Annotated in this window: 3 protein-coding genes; 2 read left to right on the top strand and 1 reads right to left on the bottom strand. The window is 64.8% G+C overall.

The annotated features are described in order from the left end of the window. Window positions 1-13 precede the first annotated feature (13 nt). A complete protein-coding gene (msuE, locus tag ACFPU0_RS13710; RefSeq protein ID WP_377693623.1) occupies window positions 14-577 on the bottom strand; it encodes an FMN reductase in 564 nt (187 codons plus the stop codon). A gap of 271 nt (window positions 578-848) precedes the next feature. On the opposite strand from msuE, the gene ACFPU0_RS13705 reads away from it, so the two are divergent. Continuing rightward, window positions 849-1,922, top strand: a complete 1,074-nt coding sequence (locus tag ACFPU0_RS13705) for a sigma-54 interaction domain-containing protein (RefSeq protein ID WP_377693622.1) — start codon at window positions 849-851, stop codon at window positions 1,920-1,922. Between the two features lie 757 nt (window positions 1,923-2,679). Continuing rightward, window positions 2,680-12,398, top strand: a 9,719-nt coding sequence (locus tag ACFPU0_RS13700; RefSeq protein WP_377693620.1) for a peroxidase family protein, incomplete at its 3' end; no start/stop codon positions are given.

Below are 12,398 nucleotides of genomic sequence, written 5' to 3'. Positions count from 1 at the left end.
CATGTCAGGTCCTTCAGGCGATCTTCAGCAGGTCGGCGGCGTTGCCGATGAACAGGGGCGCGGCACGTTCGGCGGCGAGGGTGATGCGGGCTTTCAGGGCATCGCTGGCGATCTGGTAGTCGGCGAAGTCAGCCTCGGAGGCGTAGACGCCGATGGGTAGGGTCAGGGCCTGGAAGAAGCTGAACAGCGGGCGCAGCTGGTGGTCGAGGACCAGGGCGTGGCGCTCGCTGCCGCCGGTGGCGGCGAGCAGCACCGGGGTGTCGATCAGGGCGCCCTGGTCGACCAGGTCGAACAGATGCTTGAACTGGCCCGGGTAGGAGCCACGATAGACCGGCGCGGCCACTACCAGCAGGTCGGCGGTCTCGATGGCGCGCAGTTCGTGCTCGACGGTCTCCGGCAGTTCCTTGCGCGACAGGGCGCCGCCCACCGAGCGGGCGATATCGCCCAATTCGATGAGGTGGCTGTGGATGGGCAGGTGCCTGCCCAGTTCGTTGACTATGGCCTGGGTCAGCACCAGGGTGCGGGAGGGGCGGAAGGTGCTGCCGGTGACGGCGACCACTTTTATCGGCTTGGTCATGGGGGTATCCCTTGTGATGTTGCGCTGTGTGCAGCAGGGCAGAGCAAGGGGCGTACCAAGGCGCAAAGTGTGCGGAATCAGGGCAGTTCGGCGCTGTTTTCCGGGTTCTCGCTGGTCGATTGGCAACAGTTGTGCTGCTGGGGTGTTGCTGGGGCAACACTTTCGTGGGCTAATCAAATAAATGGAATAAGCAAATATCAATTAATAATTATTTTATCTATATGGGTTTCGGGCATCATCCCCCTGCGCTTTCGGATGCCAGGAATGCACCATGTCTCTGCTTACCCACCCCAATGCCCGTGAACTGACCAAGTCCGTGCGTGCCACCGTGCTGGTGTTCAAGGACCCAGCGTCCCGGGAACTGCTCAACCGCATCGAGCGCCTGGCCCCCAGCGAGGCCAATGCGCTGGTCACCGGCGAGACCGGAACCGGCAAGGAACTGGTGGCCCGACATATCCACAGCCTCAGCCGGCGCGCGAGCGGTCCTTTCGTTGCTGTGAATTGCGGCGCCTTCCCCGAGACCCTGGTGGAGAGCGAGCTGTTCGGCCATGAGAAGGGCGCCTTCACCGGCGCCACCAGCAGCAAGGCCGGTTGGTTCGAGGCGGCCAACGGCGGCACCCTGTTCCTCGACGAGATCGGCGACCTGCCGCTGAACATGCAGGTCAAGCTGCTGCGGGTGCTGCAGGAGCGGGAAGTGGTGCGGCTGGGTTCGCGTACACCGATTCCCATCGACGTTCGCCTGGTGGCCGCGACCAATGTGAATCTGGCGGACGCCGTGATCGCCGGGCATTTCCGCGAGGACCTCTTCTATCGGCTGCATGTGGCCAGCATCAATTTGCCGCCGCTGCGTGAGCGCAAGGGCGACATCCTGCCCCTGGCGGAGTTCTTCCTCGGTGAGCATTGCCGGCGCCTCGGCTACACCCCGGCAACCCTGAGCGCGGACGCCGAGCGCAAGCTGCTGGCCCATGGCTGGCCGGGCAATATCCGTGAGTTGGAGAACGCCATCCACCACGCGCTGCTGGTGTGCCGCAATCGCCAGGTCCAGCCGGGCGACCTCAATCTGGTGGAGATACGCCTGGCGGCGGCGCGTCAGGACCTGCCGCTCCAGCTCGCGCGGCCCGCTGACCTGGAAGCGGCCCTGCAGGCGATGTTCGAACAGAACCTGCCGGATCTCTATGAGCGGATCGAGGAGCAGGTATTCCGCAGTGCCTACCGCTTCTGCCATGGCAACCAGCTGCAGACGGCCCGCCTGCTGGGCATCAGCCGTAACATAGTGCGGGCGCGCCTGGAGAAGATCGGCGAGCTGGAAGTGGCCAGCCGCAGCGCCAGCGTCCGCGTGGCCTGATCCCTGTGGCCCGGTTTTCCCGCCGGGCCGACACCTTCCCCCAGGGCCATCCCCGGCCGACGGATCGGGCAGAAAGCACGGTTTTTTGACTCACAGAATTCATGATCTGGCAAGTTTCCGCCTGCCTCCTCCGGACGGTGGCAAACAGCGGATTAACGGATGGCGCCTGCCGCAAAGGCTCTAGATCGGGCTTTTCATGAATTTGTGATGGCCCCCGAAATGGGGGGGATGGCCCCGAAGTGCCAAGCATTATCATCTTTGTAAGAAGTTATTACGATGAAAACTCAATATAAAACAAATAGTTGAGTTGTGTTTTTGTGCGTAAAACGTCAATTCGACGGTCGCTTGACAGTGTTTTTGGCCGAATCTTTATTCAGGTGTGTAAGAAATTGTTTCCTGATGCAGCAACTGCACCCTGAGGGTGCTGCGGCCTGGCCAGGGAGCAATGAAGGCTAGGGAGAACTTCATGAACGCTGGTTCGCGAGTCTCACTCCAGGGGGCGGCTCCACCCGCTTCGCTGCACCTCACCGAATATCACGGCCCGCCGGGGCCATGACCCCGGCGCCGGCGTCAGTTCGCCGTCACTCTCAGGGATAGAACCTCCTGCTGAAGAGCATGAATCGCGCTAGCACCAGCGTCGCTTCAAGGTAGGCGTCATCTAGTCCCCCAAATCCCGCAGTCAAGTCGAAAGCGTGGCGTGCCGTCCTTGCTGCCATGGCGCACGCCCCTAAGCAGTCGGAATTGAGGAATCAGCAAAATGGCCAACTTCAACCTGTCGGACCTGGATTTCATCCTCCAGCAGATTCTCATCGCCGAAGCCCACGCTGCCGGCCAGGACCTCCGTGACCTGCTGCCCAACGTGCAGGTGCCCTGGGGACTGCGCACCATCGACGGTTCCTTCAACAACCTGGTGTTCGGCCAGAGTGCGTTCGGTGAAGCGGACAACCTGTTCCCGCGGCTGCTCGACCCGGTCTTCCGCACCGCCGAGAGCAATCCCTTCGTACCGGGCTCGCCGCTCACCAGCTATACCCAGACCAGCGGTACGGTGTTCGACAGTCAGCCGCGGATCATCAGCAACCTGATCGTCGACTTCACCGCCAACAACCCGGCGGCGGTGGCCGCCGCCGCGCAGACCCCCGGTTCCACTACCGTGGCGAGCCCCGGCCTCGACGGGATCTTCGGCACGGCGGATGACACCTCGACCCTGTTCATCCCCAACGTCGCGCCGGATGCCGGGTTGTCGGCACCGTTCAACGCCTGGATGACCTTCTTCGGGCAGTTCTTCGACCACGGCCTGGACCTGGTGACCAAGGGCGGCAATGACGTCGTGTTCATTCCGCTGCAGCCGGACGACCCGCGGTTCGTGCCGGGCAGCGCAACCAACTTCATGGTGCTGACCCGCGCCACCCAGTTTGGCGGACCGGGCCTGAACCAGAACACCACCTCGCCCTTCGTCGACCAGAACCAGACCTATACCTCCCACCCCTCGCACCAGGTATTCCTGCGTGCCTATGAGCTGAATGCGGCCGGCCAGCCAATGGCGACCGGCAAGTTGATCACCAACCGTGACCTGGGCGTCGATGGGCTTTTCGGCACCACCGACGATGTGGAAATCGGCGGCATGGCCACCTGGGCGGTGGTCAAGGCCCAGGCCCGCGATATCCTCGGGATCGACCTGACCGATGCCGACGTGTTCGACCTGCCGCTACTCGCCACCGACGCCTATGGCAATTTCATCAAGGGTCCGAATGGCTTCCCGCAGGTGGTGATGAAGGGGTTCGATGGCGTCGCCGGGACTGCCGATGATGTCCTCGTGGAAGGTAACCCGCTGGCGCCGATCGACCTGACCAATGCCGTGCGCACCGGGCACCAGTTCCTCATCGACATCGCCCACAGCGCCGATCCGACCGGCGGCCTGACGCCCGATGCGGACAACATCATCGGCGATGACGGCAATCCGCTGACCTACGACAACGAGTTGCTGGATGCGCACTACATCGCCGGCGACGGCCGGGTCAACGAGAACATCGGCCTGACCACCGTGCACCATGTGTTCCACTCCGAGCACAACCGCCTGGTCGAGCAGACCAAGAGCACATTGCTGGCCTCGGGCAGCCTGGCCGAGCTGACCCCCTGGCTGTTGCCGGGCACCGCACCGGCGGCGTTCCCCACCACACCGGCCGAGATCGCCGCCCTGCAATGGAATGGCGAGCGCCTGTTCCAGGCCGCCAAGTTCGGCACCGAGATGCAGTACCAGCACCTGGTGTTCGAGGAGTTCGCCCGCACCATCCAGCCGCAGGTGGACGAGTTCCTGGCGCCCACCGGCTACGACACCACCATCGATCCGTCGATCGTCGCCGAGTTCGCCCACACGGTTTACCGCTTCGGCCACTCGATGCTGCTGGAAACCGTGGATCGTTTCGATCCCGACTTCAATCCGGTCTTCGCCGATCCGCTGCACCCGACCAACGCCCAGCAGATGGGCCTGATCTCCGCCTTCCTCAACCCGCTGGCCTTCGCCGTCAGCGGCCCGACTCCGGAGCAGGCGGCCGGCGCCATCGTCCGCGGGTTGACCCGTCAGGTCGGCAACGAGATCGACGAGTTCGTTACCGAGGCCCTGCGCAACAACCTGGTGGGGCTGCCGCTTGACCTGGCCGCGATCAACATCGCCCGTGGCCGCGATGCCGGCGTGCCTTCGCTGAACGCCGCGCGCCGCGAGTTCTATCACATGACCGGCGACGAGCAGCTGACGCCCTACATCAGCTGGGTGGACTTCGCCGACCATCTGAAGCACGTGGAGTCGCTGATCAACTTCATCGCGGCCTATGGCACACATGCCTCCATCACCGGCGCCACGACCCTGGCTGCCAAACGCCTGGCCGCCATGGAACTGGTGCTGGGGACCGATCAGAACGCCGATGGCCTGGTAGCCGCCGACCGCCTGGACTTCCTGAACAGCACCGGTGCCTGGGCCAGCGGCGCGGATGGCGTGACCATCACCGGCCTGGATGCGGTCGATTTCTGGATCGGCGGCCTGGCCGAGGAGAAGATGCCCTTCGGCGGCATGCTCGGCTCCACCTTCAACTTCGTCTTCGAGACGCAATTGGAGTCGCTGCAGAACGGCGACCGCTTCTACTACCTGTCACGCACCGCGGGGTTGAATTTCGGCACCGAACTGGAGAACAACTCCTTCGCCAAGCTGGTGATGAACAACACCGATGCCCTCCACCTGCCGAACGCGATCTTCTCCACCCCGACCTGGACCCTCGAGGTCAATGCGGCCACCCAGCATACCGGCCTGGGGCTTACCGGCCGCGACGATCCCACTGGCGGCACCGCGATCGGCGCGGTCGAGATCATCCCGCTGGTGATCCGCGACAACCCCAATACGGTCGGCCCTGACACCAACTTCCTGCACTACACCGGCGAGGACCATGTAGTCCTCGGCGGCACCCTCGGCAATGACATCATCATCTCCGGCGAAGGCGACGACACCCTGTACGGTGATGAGGGCAACGACGAACTGGAAGGCGGCTACGGCAACGACACCGTGATGGGCGGCGCCGGCGACGACATCCTCACCGATGCCGGGGGCGACAACCGCATGGAGGGTGGTGCCGGCAATGACGTGATAGTGGTCGGCAACATGATGGCCGGCGGGGCCGGCAACCTGATCCTGGGTGGCGATGGCAAGGACTTCATCGTCACCATCGAAGACATTTCCACCACCTTCGGCGGCCAGGGCGACGACTTCATCTACAGCGCCAAGACCAGCCTGCCGCCTACCGGCAACGAAGGTGACGACTGGATCGAGAAGGGCACCCAGGATGGCGCGCCCGGCGACAACTTCGCGCCCCTGCTGGCTGACAACGTCATCGGCAACGACATTTTCATCGGTGGTGGCGGCTTCGACGAGATGATCGGCGAGGGCGGCGACGACATCTTCGTCGGCAGCGATGCCCAGGACAAGATGGACGGCATGTCCGGCTATGACTGGGTCATCTACAAGAACGACCGGATCGGCGTCACCGTGGACCTGGCCCTGGCGGCCTTTCTCGGCATTGGCGAGGTGGGCGACCACCTGGCCTTCCCCGTGGCGCAATCGCCCGCTTCGATCTTCGACCGCTTCGCCGAAGTGGAGGGGCTGTCGGGTTCGGACTTCGCCGACATCCTGCGCGGCGACAATGTCGATGCCGCCGCCCTGGCCGGCACCACGGCCACCGGCAACGTGCTGGCCAACCTCGACCTGATCACCGGCCTTCGGGCCTTCCTGGGTACCGCGGCAGCGGGCGCCGATGGAATAGTCGGCACGGCGGACGACCAGTTCAGCGCCGGCAACATCATCCTCGGCGGCAGCGGCAGCGACATCATCGAAGGCCGCGGCGGCGACGACCTGATCGATGGCGACCTTTCGCTGAACGTACGCATCAGCGTGCGCGCCAACGCCGACGGTACCGGGGCCGAGATCGCCAGCTTCGACAGCATGGTCGACCTCATCCCGCTGATGCTGAACCACACCTTCACCCCCGGCCAACTGGTCGCAGTGCGTGAGTTGCTGACCGGGACCGCGGACTTCGACACGGCGAACTATTCCGGCCTCAATTCCGAGTACGACATCGTCGCCAACGCCGATGGCTCCTTCACCGTGACCGACCTGGTGGTCGGGCGCGACGGCAGCGACCGGCTGACCAACATCGAACGCGTGCAGTTCGCCGATGGCGCCATCGTGCTGGTCCCCGGCCTGAATGCCGAGCCGGTGGGCGCACTGACCATCACCGACACCAATGGCGGGGCGCTGGAGGTCGGCGACTTCCTCACCGTGTCGAGCGCGGACGTGACCGATGCCGACAACCCCGGCGGCACCATCACCGACGTCAACTTCGTCTGGCAGGTGGAGCGGATCCCTGGTTCAGGGGTATTCGAAGACATCGTCGCCGCGCCGGCGGGTGACCTGGCCTTCCAGAGCGCCAATGGCATTCGCTTCCGGATAACCCCGGACCTTGCCGGGCTTGCGCTGCGGGTCAAGGGGGTCTACGCGGATGCCAATGGCGTGACCGAGCAGGTGTTCTCCGCGACGACCGACGCCGTGGCGCCCTTCACGCCGCCGCCTCCCACCCTCGTCCCCGACCCGGGGCCCGGGGTCGCGCAAAGCGGGCCCGGCATACAACTGGTGCGTTCGGACCTGAACTTCATCCTCGACCAGATCCGCATCGCCGAGGCCCATGCCGCGGGTGCCGACCTGCTGTCGCTGGTGCCCAACGTGCGTGCTTCGGCCGGCCTGCGCACGGTGACCGGCGAGTTCAACAACCTGCTGGAGTTCTCCGGCATCGACCAGAGCCAGTTCGGTGCGGCTGACAACACCTTCCCACGCCTGTTGCCGCCGGAGTTCACCAACGAGAACGATGAAGCACCGTTCCTCGGGGTCACCAATACCAACTACAACTCATCCACCAGCGTGGTGGACAGCGATCCGCGCACCATCAGCAACCTGATCGTCGACCAGACCAACAACAACCCGTCGGCGGTGGCCGCGGCGGCGGGAACCGATGGCTCGACCCTGGTCACCAGCCCCGGCCTGGACGGCCTGTTCGGTACCGCCGATGACCAGCAGGTGAACTTCATCCCCAACGTCATGCCCGACGCGGGCCTGACCGCACCGTTCAACGCCTGGATGACCTTCTTCGGGCAGTTCTTCGACCACGGCCTGGACCTGGTGACCAAGGGTGGCAGTGGCACGGTGTTCATCCCCCTGCAGCCGGATGATCCGCGCTTCGTCGTCGGCAGCCCGACCAACTTCATGGTCCTCACCCGCGCCACCCAGGTGGGCGGCGTGCCCGGCCAGAACGAAAACACCACCTCGCCCTTCGTCGACCAGAACCAGACCTACAGCTCGCACCCGTCGCACCAGGTGTTCCTGCGCGAGTACGTGCTGACCGCGAATGGTCCGGTGGCCACCGGTGAGCTGGTCACCAACCGTAACCTGGGCGCCGATGGTCAGTTCGGTACCCCCGACGATGTTGAGATCGGCGGCATGGCCACCTGGGCGGTGGTCAAGGCGCAGGCCCGCGACGTACTCGGGATCAACCTGACCGATGCCAATGTGTTCGACGTGCCGCTGCTGGCCACCGATGACTACGGCAACTTCATCAAGGGGCCGAACGGCTTCCCGATGGTGGTGTTCGTCGGTCCGGATGGCCTGCCGGGCACCCCTGACGACGAGCTGATAGAAGGCAACCCGGCCGCCAACGGCGGAGTGGGCATCAGCCTGACCGGGGCGGTCAGCACCGGGCACCAGTTCCTCATCGATATCGCCCACGCGGCCGATCCCACCGGCGGCCTTACCGCCGACGCAGACAGCATCGTCAACGTCGGTACGACGCCGGCTGCGGGGACCTACGACAACGAGCTGCTGGACGCGCACTACATGGCCGGTGACGGCCGGGTCAACGAAAATATCGGCCTGACCGCGGTGCATGCGATCTTCCACTCCGAGCACAACCGCCTGGTGGCACAAACCAAGGCCACGGTGCTGGCCAGCAACGACCTGGCTTTCATCAATGAGTGGCTGCTGACTCCGGTCGGCACCTTCCCGACCACCCAGGCGCAGATCGATGCCCTGCAGTGGAATGGCGAGCGCCTGTTCCAGACCGCCAAGTTCGGTACGGAAATGCAGTACCAGCACCTGGTGTTCGAGGAGTTCGCGCGGACCATCCAGCCGAACATCGACCTCTTCTTCGCGCCGACCCAGGTCTATGACGTCGACCTCGATCCCTCGATCGTCGCCGAGTTCGCTCACACGGTTTACCGTTTCGGCCACTCGATGCTGACCGAAACGGTCGATCGCTTCGACGCCAACTTCAATCCGGTCACGGTCGACCCGCTGCACCCGACCAACGACCAGCAGCTGGGCCTGATCGCCGCCTTCCTCAACCCGCTGGCCTATGCCGCCAGTGGCCTGACCCCGGAAGACGCCACCAGCGCCATCGTCCGTGGCGTGACCCGCACCGTGGGCAACCAGATCGACGAGTTCGTCACCGAGGCGCTGCGCAACAATCTGGTGGGCCTGCCGCTCGACCTGGCGGCGCTGAACATCGCCCGGGGCCGTGATACCGGGGTTCCGTCCCTCAACCACGCCCGTGCGCAGTTCTATGAGGCTACCGGCGACAGCAACCTGAAGCCGTACACCAGCTGGGCCGATTTCGCGATGCACCTCAAGCATGCGGAGTCGCTGATCAACTTCATCGCGGCCTATGGCACCCATGCCAGCATCACCGCGGCCACGACCCTGGTCGACAAGCGCGCGGCGGCAACCGCCATCGTCCTCGGCGGAGCCGGCGCGCCCGCCGACCGCCTGGACTTCCTCAATGGCCCGGCGGCCACCACCGGCCTGGATACGGTGGACTTCTGGATCGGCGGCCTGGCCGAGAAGGTGACCCCCTTCGGCGGCATGCTGGGTTCGACCTTCAATTTCGTCTTCGAGAACCAGTTGGAGAAACTCCAGGACGGAGACCGCTTCTACTACCTGGAACGCACCGCCGGCCTGAATTTCAACGCCGAGCTGGAGGGTAACTCCTTCGCCAAACTGATCATGGCCAACACCCATGCCACGCACCTGCCGGGCATTGCCTTCCTGACCCCGGCCTTTACCCTGGAGGTCAACCCGCTGGTCCAGCACACCGGGCTGAACGATCCGGGCCCGGATGGCATCCAGGGCACCCTGGATGACGTGGTCGGCACGGACGGCATAGCCGGCAACTCCGACCCGCTCGGCAACAACCCGCTGCTGCCGGAGGTGAGCCGCGACAACCCGGCGACTGTGGGGCCCGACACCAATTACCTGCGCTATTCCGGCGTAGAGCATGTGGTGCTGGGCGGCTCGGCGGGCAACGACATCCTGCGTTCCAGCGAAGGTGACGACACCCTCTACGGCGACGGTGGCAACGACCGCCTGGATGGCGGCTACGGCAACGACATGATCAATGGTGGCGACGGCGACGACATCATCACGGACCTGGGGGGCGACGACAACATCAAGGGTGACAACGGCAACGACGTGATCCAGGGCGGCAATGGCGTCAACCTGATCCTCGGCGGCTTCGGCAACGACTTCATCATCACCGGTGAAGACGCCAGCGAAGCCTTCGGCGGCCAGGGCAACGACTTCATCCTGGGCTCGAAGGCCAACGAGCAGGACATGGGCAACGAGGGTGACGACTGGATCGAGGCCGGTACGTCCGATGGCGCGCCCGGCGACAACTTCGACCCTGCCGGCAACGACCCGATTCCAGGCAACGACATCTACATCGGCAGCGGCGAGAACGACAAGTTCAACGCCGAGGGCGGTGACGACATCATGGTCGGCAGCGTGGGCATGGGCGACCGCTATGTTGGCGGCTCCGGCTATGACTGGGCGAGCTTCAAGAACAACACCATGGGCGTCACCGTCGACATCGATGGCCGCTTCTTCGACCAGCCGGCGCTGCCGGGCTCGGGCGCCTCGGTGCTGACCCGCATGGACTTCGTCGAGGGGATTTCCGGTTCGGCCTTCGGTGACGTGCTGAAGGGCGACAACGCGAGTCCGCTCACCCTGCCGACTGCAGGCGCCAAGGGTAGCGTGCTGACCAACATCGCGCTGATCAACGGCCTGCAGGCCTACCTGAATGAAGTGCTCGGGACCGTCGCAACGCCCACCGTGAGCTTCTTCGATGGTGGCAACATCATCTTCGGCGGCAGCGGCAGCGACATCATCGAAGGCCGTGAAGGCAACGACCTGATCGACGGCGACAAGTGGCTGAACGTGCGCATCAGCGTGCGCGCCAATGCCGACGGTACCGGTGCCGAGATCGCCAGCTTCAACAGCATGACCGAGATGGTGCAGCAGATGGTCAACGGCACCTTCAGCGCGGGACAGCTGGTGGCCGTCAGGGAGATTCTGCAGGGCGACGACTCGATCGACAGCGCGGTGTTCAGCGGCCTTGCCAGCGACTACACCGTGACCATCAACGATCGCGGCACGGCCGACCAGCACGATGACATAGTGACGGTCACCGACAATGTCGGCGCCGATGGCGTGGACACCCTGACCGGTATCGAGCAACTGGAGTTCTCCGATAGCAGCCAGCTCCTGGTGACAGGCCGTAACGCCTCCCCGACCGGGGTGGTGACCGTAAACGACAGCACCCCGGATGTCGGGGCACTGATGCAGGCCTTCATCGACGGCGTCAGCGATGCCGACAATCCCGGCGGCAGCGTGACCGGACCGGTGAGCTATTACTGGCAGGCCGAAACCGCCGCGGGTTCGGGGGTGTTCCAGGACATCACCACCTTCGCAGCCGGCGAACTGGCCCGGGCCAGCGGCAAGACCTTCCGCCTCACCACGGATCAGCTGGGCCTCGCCCTGCGGGTCAAGGCGATCTACCGGGATGCCCACGGTGTGCTGGAGACCGTGTTCTCGAATGTCACGCCGGCCGTCGTGCCGACGGCCAACGATGCGCCGACGGGAACCCCGGCCATCAGTGATGTCTCGCCGACCCAGAGCCTGGGGCTGGTCGCCTCCCGTGGCAGCATCTCGGATCCGGATGGCCTCACCAATACGGTCTTCAGCTACCAGTGGCAGGTCAGCGATGCGGCGAGCCCGACCGGGTTCAGCAATATCGCGGGGGCGACGCAGCCGGGATTTACCCCGACCGCGGCGCAGGTCGGGCAGACCCTGCGGGTGGTGGCCAGCTTCACGGATGATGGCGGTACCCTTGAATCGCTCACCTCGTCTGCCACGGCGGTTGTCGGTGCGTTGATCAATGGCACGGCCGTTGCCGACAACCTGGTCGGCACCATCGGCGCTGACCTGATCAACGGTGGTGATGGTAATGACACGCTGTCCGGTGGCCCGGGCGATGACACCCTCGTTGGCGAGGGCGGCGACGATCTGCTGATCGGTGGGCCTGGTGCGGATGTCATGGTCGGCGGCGTCGGCAACGACATGTACGTGGTCACCGAGGCCGGCGACACGGTGACCGAACTGGCCGCCGGCGGGCACGACACGGTGTCGACCGCCCTGGCCACCTACACCCTGGGGGCCAATGTCGAGGGGCTGTTCTTCGGCGGCAGCGGCGACTTCGTCGGCATCGGCAACGCGCTGGACAACGTCATCGCCGGCGGTGCCGGCAATGACGTGCTGGTCGGTGGTGCCGGAGCCGACACCCTGGTCGGTGGCCTGGGCAACGATGCGTACAACGTCGACAACGTCGGGGATCTGGTGATCGAGGCGGATGGCGGCGGCGTGGATTCGCTGGTGACGACCCTGGCCAGTTACACCCTGGGTGGCACCATCGAAAACCTGGTCTTCGACGGCGGCGCCGATTTCACCGGTATTGGCAATGGGCTCGACAACGCCCTCACGGGCAACATCGGCAACGACCTGCTGATTGGCAATGGCGGTGCCGATACCATGACCGGCGGCCTGGGTAACGATATCTA

The sequence above is a fragment of the Pseudomonas sp. GCM10022186 genome, from assembly GCF_042656385.1.
Taxonomy (GTDB): domain Bacteria; phylum Pseudomonadota; class Gammaproteobacteria; order Pseudomonadales; family Pseudomonadaceae; genus Metapseudomonas.
The sequence above is the reverse complement of the archived record's forward strand: the minus strand, read 5'-3'. Positions and strand labels throughout refer to the sequence as shown.